This window comes from Zavarzinella sp., assembly GCA_041399155.1.
GTDB lineage: Bacteria > Planctomycetota > Planctomycetia > Gemmatales > Gemmataceae > JAWKTI01.
The window spans coordinates 779811-800196 of sequence record JAWKTI010000002.1; the positions used below are offsets into that span (position 1 = coordinate 779811).

A 20386-nucleotide genomic window follows, 5' to 3' on the forward strand; every position below is an offset into this window, starting at 1 on the left:
GAAAGGTTTAATTTTCTGCACCTACTCGGTGGGTGTCAGGATTTCCAGAACTGCAATGGCGGGTCGATTGTCGCAGAAGATGACGCCTGTTCGTCCGTAGAGAGTTGTTGGTGCGGGCAATTGCAGCGACTGAACTAACGTGGGGCCGGGTGTCACCTTCAGAAAGCCGGTCGGTTCAATGGTTCGCAGCACCTGATTTTCAATTAAAATTCTGCCCAAAGGTGTCTGTTCGGCAACAATAGCATCCCGCACTGTGGGGGTGCAGCAATCCAGATCAATACGAACAATACCGTATTGCACTACGCGATCGGTGCCTGCCAGGGTCAGAATGATGTGCCGATGGTAAATATCGCCCTGTCTGCCAGATTCCAGAACGCGAACTTCGACTGGTTTGCCGTAATGTTCTTCCACAACCACCGTCATGTGATAATGGTGGGCAAGCATCCGGCGATAAATATCTGGCATCTGATTGGGTGTGGATAGCACCGCAACAGAATCGACTGGCCACAATTCATCATCCACGGTTACTAAAGGAAATCCGGTTTGATGAGAAATTTTTAAGTTCATGAGAATTTCAGCCTTCTTCGAACCAGCAAAAATATAGGCAAATTTTACCTCTTTTCAACTTCGACACCCTCGCCCATGGTGAGAGTGGAAAAGAAATTGGGGACAAGTGCCCCCAACCATTGGTGAGCCGCCAACTTCAGATTCAAAGTGAGATGCAATTAGGAGGTATCGGTGCTACTCAGTCCGCAGCCATCAACTCCCGCAGTTCGGCGATCATCGCATCCAGCTCAGCGAGTGATTTTTTCTGCAATCGGGTAGCTGGTGTTATTTTTTTGTGGAGCAATTCCTGCAGAAGATGAATTTTGCCAATGCGTTCTCCCACCGCTTTGCCTTCTAGTAGACCCTCCTCTCGCCCTTGTTCAAGACCTTGTTCACGCCCTTGTTCAAGACCCTCTTTGTGTCCGCGTTCTATGGCTCGAATTTCCGTGGGTGACAAAAATGGCATGCGTAACTCCTCTTCAAGAAGTTGTATCTCTTCCTTAAACTTCTCTTCATCTTCTAAAGGTAATTGTATCATCCAATCCAACAGGCGAAAGATGTTGACGATTTCTTCTCTTTCGATCCCTCGCTGAATCAGGTTGCGGGTCAGGTTGATTTTGGCTTGGCGTTGCAAAATCGGGCTGCCACTGAAGATCAGATTTTGCACGCATCCTGCCAGTACGAGTCCCACGGGGCTGCTTTGGGATTCCAATTCTGATAACTTCTCGTGGAAATCCAGAATCTTGAACGATTGGAAGCGAAAAATGAGTGAGTTTTCATTGCTGATCAGCGCATACTCCCCTGGGTACCACCTGGGGTTGGGGTCGGCCAGAATTGCCACACTTCGAACATTCGCTCCGTATTTGTCTATCAGACGGATAAAGTATCGAAGCATTCGCTCTTCGAAAGCGGTGTCGTGCTGAGACTGCACCTCAACATGCAGATAAAGCGTGATCGGCAATGGACTGGATATTGGAATAACTTCATAAAGACAGTCGACGTGCTGGTTGCTGGAGGTGGCTTCCTGATCCCGCTTTCGTAATTGCGTGTTCAGTGGCTTGTAATTTTCTTTCCAGTTGATTTCTTGATGTAAGTTGGGAAAGAGAATTTCACACACTGGCTCTAAATAATGATCCAGCAACTCCTTCCACGGAGAGTCAAAATCCTTTCTCTTGTTCTTTTTCTTGGCCACTTTGTGTCCTGTGGTCGAATCGTTCACCGTGTTGCGGGATCAGTAACATCATCTATCACGATGAAACAGTGAATATCCCTCCTCTTCTCTTTTGGCTCAGTGAAAAATACCTCCAAGGTAGCAAATAATCGATAATCAGCCTGCCTGGGCTGGCACACCTAATTGCACCACGAATTGGCGGGGTTCTTCGGCGGGGGTTTCAACTGGTTCAAGCACACTGTCGACCAGATAGTACAACAGTTCTCGGAATGGCAGTGGTTCCACTTCATCAGCCAGGGCCTCTGCTTTCGCACGGAACTTGTCGACCATTGCCTGCGCTTTGCTGAACACTTTCGCTTTGATGTACAATTCGCGTACGTGGTCCACTGTGTCCCGAACTGCCGTATCATCGGGGGCGGCATGTTCCCGGGCAGCACTGATCAAGCTGAGTAATTCCCCACGCTCGTTGGGTGGGAGAGACTCTAAGGCCAGTGCCAACAATAAAGTGGGGCGGGCAGCCAGTACATCCTGGCCTGCAAGCAATTTATTGTGGTCGTCTTCTGACCAGTCTTTCAAATCATTCAGAATCTGGAAAGCGACACCCAGGTTTCTGCTGAAATCAGTGATTAATTTCTCGTAATTGTTGGTGTCGCCAGCCAGTCGCACGCCAGAATAAAGTGCTGCTTCAAACGCTGGCGATGTCTTCAGAGCGTAAATCTTCAAGGCTTCGATTGGTGTCAATGCTTTGTTCGCCGCGTCCCGCCAGAGCAATTCCGCGCCTTGACCCTCCGACAGCTTAATGTGAGCATCGGCCATTTTGTCCAGAATGTCAGCAGCAGCTTCTGCACCCAGCTCTTTGCGTTCCTTACTGACCAACCGATAACCCAAACCAATCAGGTAGTCGCCAATGTTAATGGCAGTGCCAATCCCATATTGACGGTGAAGGGTAGGGGCTCCATAACGGTAGGCATCATCATCTTCAATATCATCGTGCACCAGCGATGCCTTGTGAAATGCCTCAATTGCCAAAGCGGTGCGTTTTACACTGTCCGAAAGTTGCAGCTCATCAGCATTAAAGGTGCCTTTACCGCCGGTCAGTGCATCGTATGCAGCCAGTGTGATCAGTGGGCGAGATCGCTTCCCACCGCGGGCCAGAAAATCGTATGCAATTACCTCGTTCTGAACCAGCGGGTCCTGGGCCGATGCTTTGGGCATCCCCTGCCGGGCAGGTGGGGCCAATCGATGCAGTTCGGCAGGTTCGAACATTGCATTCGCTGCACGCATCAGGTGCATGTACGTCTTGGTGGCTTGTTGCACTGGTGCGGTCTGCAGTTCAATCATATCGAACACCCAGTCGTCATCGACCGAGGTGCTTTTGCAGTTGCTGGAAAGCAGTGGTGTGGCAACGCAGGGAATTCCCGCCATTAAAATCTTATCGAAAGCTTTTTCCAGCACATTCAGACACGCCACACCCACGATGGCATCCACGTGTCCAGAAACAATAATTTTCAACACAATGGGGGTGCCTTCTGAAACCAGCACCTTGTAACCCATCTTTTCGGCGGTTGTTTTGTAATCTGCCACAGAGCAGGCGCCACATTTTTCACAGTCGAGGCCGAATTCATCGTACTCGGCGGGGCAGCCTTCTGCATTTTTCAAGCAGTGCGGCAATAACATCAGGCGACGGTGAAACGGAACAGCAGCCACCTGTTCCCGCCAGAATTCATTGGCTACACAAACTAATGTGAAGCCAAGATATTTTTCTTCCAGGTTGAGCTTTCGCAGCACCGCTTCCGCATGGGCCTGACCTTCTTCTTTGGTCATTGGCGAAGAGCGATCGACGGTGCGTAGAATTTCGCGAGCGGTTTCTTTAATCTGATCACGTAAAGCGCGAGTTTCCGGCACCACCTTGAGGTGGGCAGTGCTGGCCTTTTTTGCTTTCGTTTCTGGGAGCATTTCGTTGACTAAGGTCGACACGGCGGGTGGTTCCTTTCTAACTGTTCAATAATTTCCGATGAACTGGTTACCGGCACCAAACTTCCAACAATTATAGCGAGCAAACCGTGACATTCACATGAGAAAAGAGTGGCCCAGGCGAATTTTCTTCAATTCATCTGGGATCTCTTGCGAAGGGGCACCATTTCGGTTAGGCTGTTCATCTTACCAGACGACAACAACTTGAAGATGATTCAGATGCAAAAAAACCCTTTCCTGCAAATAAGTGGTTGGTTATATGTGCTATTGATGAGTTTTTTCTCATCAAATCTCTTTGCTCAAGACGCACCCAAACTCCCATCAAAAGACAAGTTTCATCTTTATTTGCTCATTGGACAATCCAACATGGCTGGTCGTGGTGTGGTGGCCAAAAATCCCGCCCCACCCCATGCTCGGGTGCTGAAACTGGACAAAACTGGCAAGTGGGTTCCAGCAACGGATCCATTACACTTTGATAAACCGATTGCCGGCGTGGGGCTGGGAAGCAGCTTTGCCCGCACCATGGCCGATGCAGATCCCGAAGTAACGATTGGTTTAATTCCGTCTGCAGTTGGCGGTACCCCACTGTCGCGGTGGGTAAAAGGTGGCGATTTGTACCAGCAGGCCGTCAAACGCACGCAACCAGCATTAAAGGTGGGTGTGCTGAAAGGGATTCTCTGGCACCAGGGTGAATCAGATTCCAATAACGAAATGAATGCAACTACTTATGCCAAAAGACTTTCCGGTATGATCAGCGATTTGCGGGCCGATCTGAAGTCCGACGATGCACCATTTGTTGCTGGAAAGTTGGGGCTTTTTCTGCCGGAAGGTAAAGGAAAGCCTGCACTTTGGAAAACAGTGAATGAGCAGTTGGATGAAGTGGCACGCACCACGTCAAAGGTGATGGTGGTATCTTCGGAAGGACTGAAGCACAAAGGAGACCAGGTCCATTTCGATACCGCATCGCTGGAAATCTTTGGTAGACGCTATGCGGAAGCGATGCAGAAACTTCAAAAAAAGTGACCCATGCTGCAGAAATGTCGTTTCATTCCGATTTTTGATCGCTTACCATAAATATATGGTAATTCTTCACACCTTAATCAGAATTCAGTTATATGATCTATCGAATATATATCACATTTTTTCCCCTTGCTCTGTTGGTGCTGTCCCAGTCGGGAGATCAGAAAAATGAAAATATTCTGAGAGCAGAGCCTGATAGCACGGTGGAGTGTCGCTGGACTGATCGGCCAATTGTCATCGACGGTAAAGCGGATGAAGAGGCGTGGAAATTCGCCCAGAAAATTACAAATTTTGCCCGCCCGTGGCAGAAAGATGCCCCACCATTACGTGGGAAGACCACGGCCAAATTATTGTGGGATCGGGAGTATCTGTACTTTACTGCCGAAATGACAGATCAGGACATTTTTGCCGACATCACCACCCACGATGGGGAGTTGTGGCGAAACGACAACTTCGAGCTGTTCTTTCAGCCGGATCCCACCAAGCCAGGGTATTTTGAGTTTGAAGTGAATGCAGCCAACACAGTACTGGATGCTTTTTTCCCCAAGCGGGATATTGATGGCATCAACAAACAGCTGAGCGTGGGTGAATTTCGGCTGGAAAGCAAAGTCACCATCGATGGCACCCTGAATAAACGCGACGACCGAGACACTAAATGGGTGGTAGAAGGCCGCATTCCCTGGATTGATTTTCTGCGGGCTGGCGGTCGACCCGAAATGAACGAAACCTGGCGGATGGGTCTCTTTCGCTGCAATTACGATCAGGGGAAACCAGATGAGCTTTCTGGCACAGCGAACATCGCTCAGAAAAAACTTTCTGCCTATTTTCACCAGACAGAAGATTACGGTTTGGTGAAATTCGTGGGGCCGACAAAAGCAACCCGCCTGCCACGTGGGATCGAAGAATACCAGCCGATCACCACGAATAAGGTTGTGGGTTCGCCAGAACCACCGTTACCTTACCAGGTGAAACGGGTTTATCCTGAGTTTGCGCCAAAGTTTCCCATTATGGTGAAGGCGATACCGGGAACCGAGCAACTAATTATTATTTCTGAAGATCGCCCCTACACCGTCAGTGCGGTGCACGTGGCACCCGATCGACCTGATTTGAAAACTGCAGACATGCGTAAGCTTTTTGATACGCCCAGTCGCGGAACGATGTACGATGTCTGTTTTCACCCACAATTTGCCAAAAATGGTTACGTTTACTTCGGTTGGAATGGCGACCATCCCACTGGTAAAGTGAAGAAAAAGGCTTCTCGGGTTACTCGCTACACAATGAAACTGCAGCCGGAAGTGCAGATCGACCCCGCATCAGCCACCACGATCATTGAATGGGAATCCGATGGACACAACGGTGCGGCAATTTGTTTCGGCAATGATGGCATGCTTTACATCACCAGCGGCGATGGCACTTCCGATTCCGATGTGGATGAGAAAGGCCAAAGCACCGATACTTTGCTGAGTAAATTGTTGCGCATTGATGTCGATCAGCCAGATCTGGCCCAAAAACGTCCGTACAGCATTCCGAAAGATAATCCGTTTGTTATGGATGCTCGATTCACACCGGAAACCTACGCCTACGGACTGCGAAACCCATGGCGGATTGCCAGCGATGCCAAAACTGGCCACATTTGGGTGGGGAATAATGGTCAGGATTTGTGGGAGCAGGCATATCTGGTGCGGCCTGGTGATAATTATGGCTGGAGTGTGATGGAAGGTGGTCACCCGTTTTACTTGAATCGCCAGCGGGGACCAACGCCTATTATCTCACCCACGATTGAGCACCACCATGCCGAGTTTCGCTCCTTGACAGGTGGGGAAGTGCACCACGGGAAAGGATTGCCAGATCTTCAGGGTGCCTACATCTATGGTGATTATTCCACCGGTGCCATCTGGGCCATGAAACACGATGGCCAGAAACCCGTTTGGCACAAACAGTTAGCGTCATCAATTCTGCAAATTACCGCCTTTGGCCACAATACCCGTGGTGAACTGATTATTTGCGACCATTCACCCGAAAGTGGGCTCTACACACTGGTGCCCACCCCGAAAGTGGTGGAGAAAAACAGTTTTCCAAGAAAACTATCTGAAACAGGTCTCTATGCGGTTGTCAGCAAAAACCAAGTGCAGCCGGGTGCCATTCCCTATTCGGTGAACGCACCGTTCTGGTCGGATGGTATGTACAAAGACCGGTTTTTAATTCTCCCGCCGGAAACGAAGATCGATTACAAAGCACAAGGAAGCTGGAATTTTCCTGAAAAAACGGTGATTGTGAAAAATTTTGCGATGGAACTGCCAAATGGCCATCGGAAATGGCTGGAAACCCGTTTCATGACCAAACAGCAAGGTCAATGGGTGGGTTATAGTTATCGTTGGAACGAAGCGGGTACGGATGCAGACCTGGTGGATGCTGCTGGATTAGATGTTAACTACGATCTGGTTGGTGAAAAAGAGAAAAAATCGGTGGTCTGGCACTATCCAAGCCGCACGGAGTGCCTGGTATGCCACAGTCGGGCCGCAAACTTTGTTTTGGGATTGTCGACGGCACAACTGAACCGCACCCACGATTATGGCACGTGCACTGACAATCAATTACAGGTTTTTGAACATTTGCAACTGCTGAACGGTTTGGAATGGACGAATAGTGCCAGGGAGCAGATCAAGGCACGTGGCAGTGCGAAGGCTTATCTGGTAAGGACTTAGACGCCTATGTGCAGACGCACAGTCAGCAATCGGGTCAACGCACCACCAAAAAGGTTGAACAGTGGGCACACACACCTGAGAACATCGAAAAATTGCCGAATCCTTACGAAGCCAAATCGGCAGACCTGACCACCCGTGCTAAAGCATGGCTTCATACAAACTGTGCATCGTGCCACGTGGAAGCAGGTGGGGGAAATGCCAAAATGCAGTTGCGGTTCGATACGCCACTGGAAAAAATGAAAATTATTAATGAGAAACCGGTTCACACCAACTTTCAGGACCCACAGGCGATGCTGGTGGCACCCGGTTCTCCTGAACATTCGGTGTTGTTAAAGCGGATCAGCATTCGTGGGAAAGATCAAATGCCCCCATTGTCGACGCACGTGGTGGATGAAGCTGGCGTGAAATTAATTCGGGAATGGATTGAATCGCTACCTGTGAAGTAGTGATTGCCAGCTTTCACCAATTACGTGGGTGGCACAGGAGGTGGGGGAGGTGAAGGTGGATTGGTCACCACTGGCCCAGTATTGCCGCCGGGTGGGATGACATTACCACCGCTGTCTACAAGTAGTTCCAGTGGATTGGGTAGATTTCCTGAAGGTGGCGATTGAACAAGATTCTGAACGCCATTTTTTAGAAAATTCGAAACTCCCGGCTTGCCCACTTTCACCACCGCAGTGGTGAGGCCAGTAAAGCCAGAAAAACTAACACTCGAAGGTAAGGCACGTTCCTCAAATGCCTCAACCTGCAAACGAATGAATCCAGGTGACATAGATACTCCTGTCTGAATAATTTCTACACCACAGAATCCACTTCACGGGGAGATTCCTCAAAACCTAGACCGTCTTTTTGTTCTGTGCAGAAAAAATTGTTATAACTCGTACAAATTCACATCATTTTTCGAAAATTTTTCTGATTTTTTTGCGGCTTCGCAATTTTTTGTGCTAGCGATGTTAAGCAATTTCACATCCACCAGAATTTGTCAAATCTCTGCAAACGTGCTTTCCATTTGGGCTGAAAAGAAATCCCCATGCCGTAAAATATCCCAATGAAGTTTCTTGCATATGCCAGGTTAGTTCGCTTACCCAATGTCTTTACGGCTTTCGCCGATATTGCCGTGGGCTTTGCGGTGTTTTACGGTCTGCGCGAACCAGATCAGTCGCTACCACTCTGGTGGCATTTTGCTGCCTTGTTTCTGGCTTCGGGGTGCATTTACACTGCTGGAATGGTCTGGAATGATTTCTTCGATCTGGCAGAAGACCGGAAAACGCGTCCCAATCGACCACTGGTGCAGGGAATTATTAAAGTCCGCTCAGCTTTCATTCTGGGTAGTATTCTCTTATTGGGTGGCTGTGCCGTGGCGTTTGTCGCCAGCAACACCAGTGGATATTTTGCCATGGCCATCGCCATCGCGGTAATGGCTTACAACTACCACTTTAAACACACAAAATTTGGCCCACTCAGCATGGCCAGTTGTCGCTTTCTGAATGTGCTGTTGGGGGTATCGCTGGTGCCCACCAGTCTTGCTGATTGGCCATTGAAACTTTTTCTGGCAAGCATTGTTGGCGTTTATATCGTGGGCGTTACCTGGTTTGCACGCACGGAAGAGAAACGAAGTAATCCGAAAGTATTAAAATTAGCCAGTGGGGTAATCCTGGCTGCACTGCTGCTGGCAGTTGCCCTGCCCAGTATGATTCCGGGAAATACCTGCTCTTGGCTTTATCCATATAGTCTGGTGGCATTCGGTGGCTATTTGTGGCCGGCGATCTACCGTGCTGTAAAGTACCCCACACCCACAAATGTGCAGGGAGCGGTGAAAAGATTGATTCTGGGGCTTGTGTTCCTGGATGCAATTCTTGCCAGTGCTTTTGCAGGCACACTTGCGTTGGTTCTGGTAGTATTGCTGATACCAGCAAAACTGCTTGGCAAATGGATTTATTCCACTTAACTGCTTATTTGAAAAGAGTTTACGTATGAAAATCTGCCGATTGCCCTTTGTCATTCTCTGGTTACTGGGGGTCTTATTGATGTCTGAATCGACAACGAATGCCAGTCCTGAGGCAACGGAACGTGCGAAAAAGTTCATCCGTGACCATGAAGCACGTATGCGCCCACTGGATCAGGTAGCCAATCTGGCGTGGTGGGAAGCCAACATTACTGGCAAGGATGAAGATTTTGCCAAAAAGGAAAAAGCCCAGAATAAGATTGATGAGGCACTTTCCGATAAGAAAATTTATGCCGAACTCCTTGTAATTAAAGGACTTCGGGACAAAGGCCAGATTGATGATCCCCTGATTTCGCGGTGCATCGATGTCCTGTATCTACTGTACCTGGAAAAACAGGTTGACCCCGCACTGTTGAAGAAAATTGCTGCCAAAGCCAATGCCGTGGAGCAGAAATTTAACGTCTACCGTCCCAAAGTGGATGGCCAGGAAGTGACCGACAGCGAAATCCGCCGCGTGCTGAAAGAATCCACCAATTCAGATCGCAGGCAGGCATACTGGTCAGCCAGCAAAGAAGTGGGTGCTGCTGTAGAAACTGACCTGAAAGAATTGGTGCAGCTTCGGAACGAAATGGCCAAAAAATTAGGATTCTCTAATTTTCATACCCTTTACCTGTATCTGAATGAGCAAAATGGCGAAGATCTGATCCGATTGTTCGACGAACTGGACCAACTGACCAAAGGGCCGTTTGAAAAAGCGAAGGCAGAATTTGATGAAAAACTCGCAAGTGCTTGTGGAATCAAGACTTCCGAATTAATGCCGTGGCACTACCATGATCCTTTTTTTCAGGAAAGTCCCGCAGTTTTTGATGCGGATTTGGACGCACCATTTCGGAAAGCAGATATTCTGAAAATCTGCAAAGCGTTCTACCAGGGGGTGGGGCTTCCAATCGATACCGTGCTGGCAAAAAGCAGTCTCTACGAACAGAAAGGGAAATCTCCCCACGCATTCTGTACTGATATCGACCGGGCAGGTGATGTGCGGGTGCTGGCCAATATCGTTGCCAACGAATATTGGATGGGTACCATGCTGCATGAATTGGGGCACGCCGTCTACAGCAGTAAAAATATCCCGGCTGATCTGCCTTATGTCGTGCGTAGTGAAGCGCATATCCTTACCACGGAAGGAGTTGCGATGCAGTTTGAGCGATTTTCCAAATCCCGCCTCTGGTTGGAAAAGATGGGTGTCGTGGTCGAAGATGGTGAAAAATTTGATCGTGCTGCAGAAAAGGTGCGGCGCAACCAGTTGCTGATTTTCTCCCGCTGGTGTCAGGTGATGCTGCGATTCGAAAAATCGATGTATGAAAACCCCCAGCAGGACCTGAACAAACTGTGGTGGGATCTGGTCGAGAAATATCAAATGGTCAAACGGCCGTCTGGGCGTAGTCTCCCGGATTACGCGGCGAAAATCCATATTTGCAGTGCACCAGTTTACTACCACAACTACATGATGGGACAGTTATTTGCTTCTCAGGTGCACCACACCTTGTGCAAAGAGTTGTATCCGGAGAAGGCGATTCGCGAAGTTACCTACATCAACGACCCCCGCGTGGGCGAATTTATGAAGAAAAAAGTCTTCGCACCGGGCCGTTCGCTCAGTTGGCGAGATCTGACCAAATTTGCCACCGGTTCGGAACTGTCAGCGAAATCGTTTGCCGCAGATTTTCAGGATTAGTGCCCATTCGGGGAATAGTCGTTTGTAAAAAATCACGTCAAGTGATAAAATCAGCTTACATTACTTGCTTTGGATTCTACGCACCCATGCCAAAGAAAAACGACGACGATCTTCCCTACGGCTTTCGCGGTGGGTCAGAAGACGACAATAAGAAGTACGATTCTTACATCCACGATGATGATTTCGACAAGCCGCCGCAGGAACTTGCTGAAAAACTGAAGGCAGAAAAGCAGAGCACTCGCCCCAAAAGTTATAGCAATAACACGTCAACAAACACCACAAAAAGCAGCAATAGCAGTGGTGGTGGGTGTATAGCTGTCATTGCAATTATTGTGATTAAAGTCGTGATTCTTGGCGTAGCGAAAAACGGCTGCAACAATAACAATAATAACAACCCAAATATCCAGTTTCAGCAGCCACAGTTCCAGTTTCAGCAGCCCAATTTTCAACCGCCCAAGTTCGAATTTAATCGAAATCCGTTTGAGGTGAACCGCAATCCATTTATTGGCCAGACCTTTGCTCAGGCTCGTGGCGGTTTTAAAACCACGTTGATCGATGAAATTTCAGATAATTTTCCGACACCTGTGCCACCAAAAGGGATTCTGGAAATTGTGCAATATCCCACCGAGTTGGGAAATATGGATGCCTATATTACACCCAAACCAGCCAAGCCAGGAAAGTATCCCGCCATCATCTGGTTGTCCGATGGTTTTTCGAACAGCATCGATACCAAACTTTGGGCTGCCGATCGATCACACGTCAGTGGGAAAGTATTCCGAGATGCAGGATTTGTGGTCATGTACCCATCGTTGCGTGGTGGGAACAAAAATCCTGGCTCGATGGAATGTGGTTATGGCGAAGTGGACGATGTATTAGCTGCCCACAATTTCCTGCAGAATCGGGATGATGTTGACCCCACCAAAATCTTCCTGGTAGGCCACGGCAATGGTGGCACACTTGCCTTGCTGACTGCAGCATATCGTTCCAGTGCATTCCGTGGCGTACTGGCATTCGGCCCAGTTTCAAAAATGGATCATTACGACGAAGATGATCTTACTTACGACACGGACAATCCAAAAGAAACAGTTCTCCGCAGCCCCATCAACTGGCTGAAAGAGATCAAGTGCAGTACTTGGGTTGTGGAAGGCCGTAAAGAACCGTCCAACGTTAAAGATGTTACTGAAATGAGTTTTCAAAACCTATTATCAGAACATCTCAAATTCAGCATGATTGTCAACTTCGATCACGATACGATTGTGGAACCTGCCGCAAAACTCTACATCAACAAAATCTCCGATCTCAAAGATAATGTCAGTAAAATCACTTTTAACATGGCTGATGATTTTAAAATCATCCGGCAAGGGTTCAAAAATCCGAAACTCCCCTAATAATGATCGAAGAATTTTCTGACCCTACCTCATTTTCTGCAGATGATTTCCCAGGTGCTGAGAAAATGCCGCTGGAGTATCCTGGCAGGCGGCCTGATGCATCGTTCTGCTGCGTGGATGGCATGGTTTCCCTGCTGGAATGGCGGGAGAATGATCTGTACCTGGAGTATTCTCATGGAAAATTAACAATTCATCAGTTTTTGGCTCGATTGGGTGCGGCACCACTTTCTGAACGCTATCTCGTTCTGGCAATCGGCTCCAATGCCTGCCCAGGTCGGTTGAAGGAGAAGTTTCCACCAGAAACCAGTTACGAGGTCATCCCCGTTCTGCGTGGGGAAGTACCTGATCTGGATACCGTTTACTGTGCCATGTTGACCGATTACGCTGCTTTGCCTGCCACCAGTATTGCATTGCCTGGCAACACGGTGACGTTATGGGCAACACTGTTGAGTGCTCCACAGTTGGCACGGATGAATGAATCAGAATCGGTGGGCAACGATTACGAACTGGTGCAGTTAGATACAGAATATCGGATTGGAACGTGGCAACTGGCACCTGTTTATGCTTACTATTGCAAAAGAATTCTGCTCTGGCATGAAAAGCCTGCCCGCGTGGGGCTTTTTTCAGCCACCAATTCTCCGTTTCCGGCATTAAATCAGCGTGAAATCCTGACTGGGGTCCTGGATCAACTTCAATTCCATCCTCTTAAATCGCTGGAACAACGACACCACGAATTAAGGGAAAACAGCAACCTGCGTAATGAACTGAACCTTCGGCTGCAGGCGGAAATGAGCTTTGAAAGTAATGCAAACCAACCGGGTAGGGTGGTTGACGTGGCTGAGATGAAATTGCTGAAACTGGATAAGTAATAATTTGCTCAGGATCAAAAACTGGCTGTTACTCGTGTCGCAATGCTTCAATGGGATCCAGGCGGGCAGCACGGACCGCCGGGTAAAGCCCGAACAGCACTCCCACGGCAATAGAAACGCCCAGCGAGAGATAGATCGGACCAGTGCTTAGTTGGGCCGGCAACTTAATATCGTGCGTGTTGCTTACAATCCATGGCAGGCCATAAACAATTCCCAGGCCCAGCAGGACACCACAAAGCCCACCTAATGCTGTTTGTACCACTGCCTCCACGAGAAACTGTAGTACGATGTCGCGTCTTTTCGCGCCCAATGCACGTCGAATCCCAATTTCCCGCGTTCGCTCGGTTACGGTGGCTAACATGATGTTCATAATACCGATCCCACCCACCAGAAGAGAGATCGAAGCAATCAGCACCAGCAGGCGGGTGAAGTTTTCCTGGGTTGCCTCCGCCTGTTCCAACTGATCAAGAGGCACAGTAACCGCCCAATCCGTTGTACGGTGGTTTTTGGTCAGGATATCACGAATTAATTCGCCAGTGGATTTCACTTTAGCCCGTCCTTCGGGGGTATCCACGTTGGAGTCAACAGTCATCGTGATCTGGTTGTATTCAATTTTTTCCCCACCTCGGGAACCGCTGGAGCGGGTAATGATCACCTGTCCAATCCATTTGTTGCAGGTTTCCAGAGGGATGTAAACATCGCTGTCGTATTCTTCGGCTGCCTGACTGCCACCAGTACCACCTGTGGGAGTACGGGGTGCCATCACTCCGATAACGCGGTAATCATATCCCTTAAAGCGAACCGTTTTTCCAAGTGGATCGCTGAACGGGTAGAGTTCGTTGGCAACTTTATTGCCCAGAACACATACATTTCGCACTGTAGTGCTGTCTTCTTCGATCAGAAATCGCCCACTGGCCATTTTGAAACGGTGAACCTGTGCATAACCAGCAGTGGTGGCAACTAAACGGCACTGCGACATGAATTTTTCGTCTTCACGCACTTCAATGGAAAAAACCCGCATCGGAACAAAGCGGGAAATATCACCAATCGTTTTGAATTGCTGCAAATCGGAATCTGTCAGCCCATAATTCGCAACAAAAGACCGTCTGCCGGTGCCTGATTCTTCCGGCGGCTTCACACTCCTGGCCACAATATTCGTTGCACCCTGGCTTTTGATTGCATCCAGTGCCTCTTTCATCGAACCGTTTCCGAATGCCATCAGTGCAATGACAGCAGCAGTGCCTATGATGATCCCCAGCACAGATAGAAATGCCCGCATTTTCTGCAACAGCAGGCCACGTACTGCAAGGATGGCATTTCGTTTTAGTTTATTCAGTTCAGCGATCATCAGGTTAATCTCGGTTGCGAATATCGCTTTCAATAAGACCATCACGCAGGCGAATGACGCGTCTGGCCCATTCCGCAATATCGTTTTCGTGAGTGACCATGATGATCGTTTTCCCTTCTTCATTGAGTTGGGTCAGCATCTGCATGATCTCAACACTGGTTTTGGTATCCAGATTGCCGGTGGGTTCATCTCCCAGAATAACCTGGGGGTTGTTCACCAGCGAACGGGCGATAGCGACCCGTTGCTGTTGCCCACCAGAAAGCTGCAATGGGCGGTGGTCCAGTCGATCAGCCAGCCCCACCATTTTTGCCAGGGCGACGCACCGGGCTTTGGAGGTATCGTTCAGGTTGATGCCCTGATAGAGTAGCGGGAGTTCGATATTTTCCACTACAGTGTATTGTGGTAACAAATTGTACGACTGAAAAATGAATCCCAGGTACTTGCAGCGTACATCGGAAAGGCGATCATCGCTCATTTTGGAAACATTGACGTTTCCAAGAAAATATTTCCCCGATGTGGGGCGGTCGAGACAGCCCAGGATGTTCATTAATGTCGATTTGCCAGACCCGGATGGACCCATCAGGGCAACAAAATCTCCTTCTTCAATCTCCAGATCGATCCCCTTAAGTACCCGGACTGGTCCTGCACCCAGGTAATAATCCTTGTAAAGGTCATGCACCCGGACAATAGCACTCATGGATACTCCGGTGGGAATAGAGAAGGTTTGACATCACTTCAGTTGGGTGAACGGTCTGCAAACAACTTGAGAAACTATTGCTTTGCCTTGGGATTCTGACCACCTTTAGGTGGACCTTTCTTCTTGGCTGCGGCAGCGCCACCAGCCTGGGGATCATCGCGTGTCAGTTCGCTGTCCCCCACGATTGCTTTCGGGTTGATGACAACCTGTTCCCCTTCATCCAGGCCAGACTTCACTTCCGCATAGCGTTCGTTACTGACACCCAGTACTACTTCGCGCTCCATTGCACCTGTGGGGGTCATTACGTAAACCTTTCGGGTTTTTCCTTTGCCTGCGCCACCCACCACTGCCTGAACAGGAACAGAAACAACATTTTCAACCGTATTCGCAATTTCGATCGTTACCTCAGCTGACATGCCAGGTCGCAAGCCAGCTACTTCATCATCAATGGCAATGACTGCGTTGTACACTTTCACATCGGAAGAAAAATAATCTGCTGCGGATGCGACAGAAGCCACTGATTTGACGTGGCCATTAAATACTTTGTTAGGGAACGCATCAATTCGAATTTTAGCTGCCTGCCCTTGTGAGGTGACTTCATATTCGTAACTCTGGAAGTCATCACGGAGGCGATTCAACAGATCCTCTTCCTGAGAAATCAAGGAGGCCAACGGATTCAGAGACAAAAGGTTTCCTGCACGGATCGAATTTACCACGCCAGTGGATTGTTTTTCATCGGCTCGGATTTTGGAAATCATGGCTTCATGGATCCGCGTGGTAACCTGCATCTTCTTTAAGTCTGGGAAGCGGAATAACTTCTGACCTTCCGACACAGTAGCACCCTGTTGTATCAATCCACGTTCCGAAGAACTCCAGCGGCTGGTCTCAGGTGTGTAATAAATCACCATTCCATCAACAGGGGCCACGATGGTACATCGGGCCAACTGGTCTTCAATTTCCAGTAGTTTATCAGTCTCCTGAATAAAAACCGAAGTAGCTGTTTTGGAATCTGCGTCAGCCTGAACTCTTTTCGCTTCCGACTGACTGACGGTTCGATCATATGCCCGCCAGGCCTCAAGCACTTTAGCTGACAAATCCTTGACAGAAATCTGGGCATTAAATTTCTTTAATAATTCTTCTTCGCTGCGGATCTTCTTCAATGTTTCCCGTGCACTGGACAAGCGGGATTCTTCTGCCAGCACCTGACTGGGGGAAAGAAAACCTTTTAGCTGCATCCGCTGTGAATAGGCCAGGCGATCTTTAAGTAATTCCACATCCGATTCTGCCAGTTCAATCCGGCCGGACACATCATCAAGTAACTGTTGATATTCACCGGAAATACTGGCGTATTCAGGATGCTTGGTAAAAAATCCTTCCAGGTCGGTGTCCATTTCCACAAGGGTGGCACGGGCATCTTCTTTCGTCATCATGTTGAGTGTGCCACGCGGTAAACCGACATATTTCTCCAGATTCAATTCAGCCAGTTGAATTGCAATACCAGCAGTGGCAATATCGCTTTCGTTCTGGTTAATAACAATCTGCAGATTTTGTTCCGCAGCGATTTTCGCAGCCTTGGCTTTTTCCAGGGTAATCCGCTGGGTACGTAACATATCTTCCAATTGTGAAGAATCCAGCGTCATAATCGTTTGACCTTTCTGGGCATTGGTACCATCATCAATCACCCATTTGATCGTACTGGCGAAGTTGCCACGGCTGCCTGCTTTCACGCGGCAAATCACATCCTGATTCATTGCTGATTCCAGGGTGCCGGTGGTGACAATCGTCAGGTCGATATTTTCCCGTTTGACTGTATGAAGCAGCAGATCAGGGCGGGAAACATCCCCACCACGGAAAAAGGTGAAATAGACAATTGCGGTTACTAGTGTCACTGAAAGTACAATTCCACCAACCAGGTACTTAGGGAAACCTTTGGTGGGTTCTTCTTCTGAGAAATTAACGCCCTGAGGGCTGTCCGTCAGCGTCGGGATTGAGTTCAGGTCGGCCGAGGGTAGCTGCGGAATTTCGGGTTGGTGTGTCATCTAACCATACTCCTCGAGGATCCAGCGGTAGCCGCTCGATATCTCTGTAAAATTGCATGCGAGTGCTCAGGTAGGAGACCCACGTGCCATAAAGTTCGTTCTGGGCATTCAGCAGGGAGCGCTGGGCCGTCAACAACTGTTGAGTCAGTGCTGCAGCATTGGCAGCTGCAACTTGTGCAACCGCCCGCCCTGGTTGTGCTGGGCCACCTTCAGGCACAGGTGGGGCCTGCAAAACATCCAGAGCATTCTCTACTTGATTATAAGCCAACTCGACCGCCCGCTGTTGGATCTTATAATTTTCTTGTAACAATCGGGGTGATCGCAACGTCACTCGGAGATTGTTGAGTACCTGGTCTTCACTGAACTGCAACCTTCGCCGTTGTCTTTGATACGCCATCAGCGAAGTTCGATAGTCGTTTCGTTCTAACCGCCGAACTAGTGGCAGTTCCCCATTAATAATCAGTTGGTGACTACCCCGGCTGCCTGCGAACAGAAAAGGGTTGTCCGGATCACCAGTAGAGGGCGAGCCATATCGATAACCAACATCAAGCACACCAAGCAGCGCATTGGAGGCTACTGCTATTTTACGCCAACTGTCTACCAGTTGTCCACGCGCGTTCATTAAATCAAAACGTTCGCGCAGTGCGGTCTGAGCGGTCACTGCCTGAGCCTGTTCTACATCAATGGTGAGTAGATTTTCCCCATCAATTTCTACTTTTGGAAGTTCCGGCCACTGACTGCGCACAATTGTAATCCGTTCCTGACGAGCTTCTCCAAGAACGCGGATGGCGGCGTTTGCAATCGTATTATAGTATTCCGTCAGCTCTTTCGTCGTGGTCTCTGGCTTGGAACGGTACGCATCATATGCTCGGAGTGCCGTTTCAAACTGCCCAATCGTTATTTCCTTGGGAAGCAGTTCAAGCCGTTCCAGTTCTACATCCGACAGCTCATCATTCGCTGCCTGCAGTCGGGCCTGCTTTAACTGAATATCACGCAGCTCCTGACTTAATAGACGAATCTCGTTCTTTAATTGTTCATCAGTGAGTTTTTCCCATCGATTCAGCCGATCTGGGATGATTTGACGAAATTTCCTGGTATCCCTCACCAGCATGGAGTCTGTTAATACTTTTTTAATCTCTTCCCGCACTGGCTGGTTAAATGGCTGCGTATAAGTAAGTCCGCCTGCAAGAAGACCAGCGGGATCTTTCACCCGTTTCGGCAGTTCCTCCACCGCCGAGCGTGCGTCCCCGAACTCATCGCGAGCCAGGGCATACTGCCGAAACAGCTCCGAAATAGGCTGAATTGGTTCTTCATCCAATTCAATCGGTGTCGTTACTTCCAGACCGAGCTGCTGTTTGAAATTATCCAGCCCACTCTGCAGGTTTTGCCGACGCAGCAACAAACTTGACCGACCCTGCAGCAATTGTTGTTCCACCTGACCTACCTGCAGTTCCGAATAATCTCCTCGACCCTGGTATTCGCGGTAGAGCAGCAAGAACTCCGAAAGATTAATAATGTTGGCTCGTTCGTTCCGTTCCTGTGCCACGTTCAGCAATGTGGGCAGATATCCTTGTGCGGGTGCTCCACCACTGCTGGGCAATCCGCCACCTAATCCCTGATAACCAAGTGGGGAATTCCCCAGATCATCCCCTGCAGCCAGGTAAACGTAATAATTTTTGCGAAAGCGGGCGTATGAACGGATCGCATACACCATATTCCTTTCAGCCTGGGTCAGTGGTTCCATGGTTGCGGCCCAGCCACCCCCACGGAGCAGTGGCTGGGTCACTTCCAATGTTAAATTGGATAAACCCACGGTGGTGCGATTCGATGCCAGATCGATTACCAGGCGATTGGCCACCGAAGCCAACAGAGTGGCACCCGTGGGTAACAACAGATCGACACCTGCATCTGCATTATTCAGCCAGCGACCCCCTGGGGTAACGCTACGACTGTTCCCCCACTGGCGGACGGCATTGTTTGTAGCAAAAAACTGTCCCACAAAGGAAAACCGTTGTAAACTGACTGGCAGTGCAGAAATGTACAAATCTTCCCGCCGATCCTGAAATTCGCGGCTGTTAAACAAGGCCAGCTCGCTGGCTTGTCCCAAATTAATGAGAAAAGGATTTGATTCCCGCCGCAATGCTTTGTCGATCTGGGCCAGCGTTTCACGGGTGGCGGGATTATCCGATTGATATTCTGAGTTCATTCCGCTCGGATTGTCGCGTTCCATCTCGGCCAGCATTGCACGATTAAGTTGGTCGCACTCTCGAAGATATTCCAGATAGCCAGTGCCATACGATTCACCCGTATGATGGCTTCGCAGTGGCTGTGAATTGGGTGACATCTCCTCCGCGAACGGGTCATCATACGGTTTGCGGGGTTTATCCGGGTTGTCAGGATCAAAAAATCTTGCCCGACTGTCCGGGTATGCATGCCAGTTCTCGATTTCCCAGCGTGGATCGACATTTTTTTCATTGAGCAGATGCTCCACTTCGCGATCAGACCGCTCGCGGAAGAACTTGCGAGTGCAACCACTGACGAGCACGAGGAAGAGGAATGCCCATGTAATTGGTAACCACCATCGATTTTTCATCTACGCTCAGTCCAACTAGTACGATCGTACTAATCGGTATCGGCAGAATAGTTTGCCCCACTTGAAGTGATCATGTGTTGACGCTGCTTATTGTGGTAAAAATTACCCCCAGATATATGAAATTAATTTCATTTTTTGAGATGAAAAGCTAGAATAAGTGTAAATATTTACAAAAATAATCGATTTTTAGTGAACTTTATTGCACAATGATCGTCTAATCTCATATGTGACAATTTGTACAAATTGGAAAAGGAGATTTCGATGACCGATAGTTCTTAACAAAAAGATACTTGGCAAAAGTGTGTGGTGGGGTTATGCCGATAAAAGTCGTTGGCAGGACTAACCCCTCTGTGGGATCA

At 48.9% G+C, this 20386-nt stretch carries 15 protein-coding genes; 7 read left to right on the forward strand and 8 right to left on the reverse strand.

Annotated elements, in window-relative coordinates:
- Positions 1-21: 21 nt before the first annotated feature.
- The 3 genes from R3B84_13225 to R3B84_13235 all read right to left on the reverse strand — a co-directional run bounded on the left by R3B84_13225 (position 22) and on the right by R3B84_13235 (position 3694).
- A complete protein-coding gene (locus R3B84_13225; protein MEZ6141528.1) occupies positions 22-567 on the reverse strand; it encodes a hypothetical protein in 546 nt (181 codons plus the stop codon).
- A gap of 178 nt (positions 568-745) precedes the next feature.
- Positions 746-1738 carry a Yae1 family protein gene (locus tag R3B84_13230; protein MEZ6141529.1) on the reverse strand — a complete coding sequence of 331 codons (993 nt, stop codon included), beginning with the start codon at positions 1736-1738 and terminating at the stop codon, positions 746-748.
- Between the two features lie 135 nt (positions 1739-1873).
- Complete coding sequence (locus tag R3B84_13235; GenBank protein ID MEZ6141530.1) at positions 1874-3694, reverse strand: polyprenyl synthetase family protein; 1821 nt, start codon at positions 3692-3694, stop codon at positions 1874-1876.
- 267 nt (positions 3695-3961) lie between these two features.
- On the opposite strand from R3B84_13235, the gene R3B84_13240 reads away from it, so the two are divergent.
- The 3 genes from R3B84_13240 to R3B84_13250 all read left to right on the forward strand — a co-directional run bounded on the left by R3B84_13240 (position 3962) and on the right by R3B84_13250 (position 7862).
- On the forward strand, positions 3962-4714 hold the full coding sequence (locus tag R3B84_13240) for a sialate O-acetylesterase (protein MEZ6141531.1): 753 nt from the start codon (positions 3962-3964) through the stop codon (positions 4712-4714).
- A 92-nt stretch (positions 4715-4806) separates the two neighbouring features.
- Positions 4807-7416, forward strand: coding sequence for a PQQ-dependent sugar dehydrogenase (locus tag R3B84_13245; protein MEZ6141532.1), 2610 nt, complete (start codon positions 4807-4809; stop codon positions 7414-7416).
- Positions 7417-7424: 8 nt separating this feature from the next.
- A complete protein-coding gene (locus R3B84_13250; protein ID MEZ6141533.1) occupies positions 7425-7862 on the forward strand; it encodes a hypothetical protein in 438 nt (145 codons plus the stop codon).
- A gap of 20 nt (positions 7863-7882) precedes the next feature.
- On the opposite strand, the gene R3B84_13255 is transcribed toward R3B84_13250, so the two are convergent.
- Positions 7883-8188, reverse strand: a complete 306-nt coding sequence (locus R3B84_13255; protein MEZ6141534.1) for a hypothetical protein — start codon at positions 8186-8188, stop codon at positions 7883-7885.
- Positions 8189-8464: 276 nt separating this feature from the next.
- Here R3B84_13255 and R3B84_13260 point away from each other — a divergent pair, with 276 nt between their 5' ends.
- From R3B84_13260 to R3B84_13275, 4 genes are all read left to right on the forward strand, one after another.
- A complete protein-coding gene (locus R3B84_13260; protein ID MEZ6141535.1) occupies positions 8465-9364 on the forward strand; it encodes a UbiA family prenyltransferase in 900 nt (299 codons plus the stop codon).
- A 25-nt stretch (positions 9365-9389) separates the two neighbouring features.
- Positions 9390-11093, forward strand: coding sequence for a M2 family metallopeptidase (locus R3B84_13265; GenBank protein MEZ6141536.1), 1704 nt, complete (start codon positions 9390-9392; stop codon positions 11091-11093).
- A gap of 86 nt (positions 11094-11179) precedes the next feature.
- Positions 11180-12481, forward strand: coding sequence for a prolyl oligopeptidase family serine peptidase (locus R3B84_13270; GenBank protein ID MEZ6141537.1), 1302 nt, complete (start codon positions 11180-11182; stop codon positions 12479-12481).
- A gap of 2 nt (positions 12482-12483) precedes the next feature.
- Positions 12484-13350, forward strand: coding sequence for a hypothetical protein (locus R3B84_13275; protein ID MEZ6141538.1), 867 nt, complete (start codon positions 12484-12486; stop codon positions 13348-13350).
- Between the two features lie 28 nt (positions 13351-13378).
- On the opposite strand, the gene R3B84_13280 is transcribed toward R3B84_13275, so the two are convergent.
- From R3B84_13280 to R3B84_13295, 4 genes are all read right to left on the reverse strand, one after another.
- The gene (locus R3B84_13280; GenBank protein ID MEZ6141539.1) at positions 13379-14698 is read right to left on the reverse strand and encodes an ABC transporter permease; all 1320 of its coding nucleotides are present in this window, start codon (positions 14696-14698) and stop codon (positions 13379-13381) included.
- Between the two features lie 4 nt (positions 14699-14702).
- On the reverse strand, positions 14703-15395 hold the full coding sequence (locus tag R3B84_13285) for an ABC transporter ATP-binding protein (GenBank protein ID MEZ6141540.1): 693 nt from the start codon (positions 15393-15395) through the stop codon (positions 14703-14705).
- 74 nt (positions 15396-15469) lie between these two features.
- Entirely contained in the window at positions 15470-17434 is a 1965-nt protein-coding gene (locus R3B84_13290) for a hypothetical protein (protein MEZ6141541.1), read from the reverse strand.
- On the reverse strand, positions 17349-20027 hold the full coding sequence (locus R3B84_13295) for a hypothetical protein (GenBank protein ID MEZ6141542.1): 2679 nt from the start codon (positions 20025-20027) through the stop codon (positions 17349-17351). The genes R3B84_13290 and R3B84_13295 overlap by 86 nt, the downstream gene beginning before the upstream one ends.
- Positions 20028-20386: the final 359 nt, after the last annotated feature.

Excerpts from the sequence above, each read along its gene's own strand:
- R3B84_13260 (MEZ6141535.1), top strand. The coding sequence starts at position 8,465 with ATGAAGTTTCTTGCATATGCCAGGTTAGTTCGCTTACCCAATGTCTTT.
- R3B84_13270 (MEZ6141537.1), top strand. The coding sequence starts at position 11,180 with ATGCCAAAGAAAAACGACGACGATCTTCCCTACGGCTTTCGCGGTGGG.
- R3B84_13225 (MEZ6141528.1), bottom strand. The coding sequence starts at position 567 with ATGAACTTAAAAATTTCTCATCAAACCGGATTTCCTTTAGTAACCGTG.
- R3B84_13240 (MEZ6141531.1), top strand. The coding sequence starts at position 3,962 with ATGAGTTTTTTCTCATCAAATCTCTTTGCTCAAGACGCACCCAAACTC.
- R3B84_13285 (MEZ6141540.1), bottom strand. The coding sequence starts at position 15,395 with ATGAGTGCTATTGTCCGGGTGCATGACCTTTACAAGGATTATTACCTG.
- R3B84_13245 (MEZ6141532.1), top strand. The coding sequence starts at position 4,807 with ATGATCTATCGAATATATATCACATTTTTTCCCCTTGCTCTGTTGGTG.
- R3B84_13280 (MEZ6141539.1), bottom strand. The coding sequence starts at position 14,698 with ATGATCGCTGAACTGAATAAACTAAAACGAAATGCCATCCTTGCAGTA.
- R3B84_13295 (MEZ6141542.1), bottom strand. The coding sequence starts at position 20,027 with ATGAAAAATCGATGGTGGTTACCAATTACATGGGCATTCCTCTTCCTC.
- R3B84_13255 (MEZ6141534.1), bottom strand. The coding sequence starts at position 8,188 with ATGTCACCTGGATTCATTCGTTTGCAGGTTGAGGCATTTGAGGAACGT.
- R3B84_13275 (MEZ6141538.1), top strand. The coding sequence starts at position 12,484 with ATGATCGAAGAATTTTCTGACCCTACCTCATTTTCTGCAGATGATTTC.
- R3B84_13265 (MEZ6141536.1), top strand. The coding sequence starts at position 9,390 with ATGAAAATCTGCCGATTGCCCTTTGTCATTCTCTGGTTACTGGGGGTC.
- R3B84_13290 (MEZ6141541.1), bottom strand. The coding sequence starts at position 17,434 with ATGACACACCAACCCGAAATTCCGCAGCTACCCTCGGCCGACCTGAAC.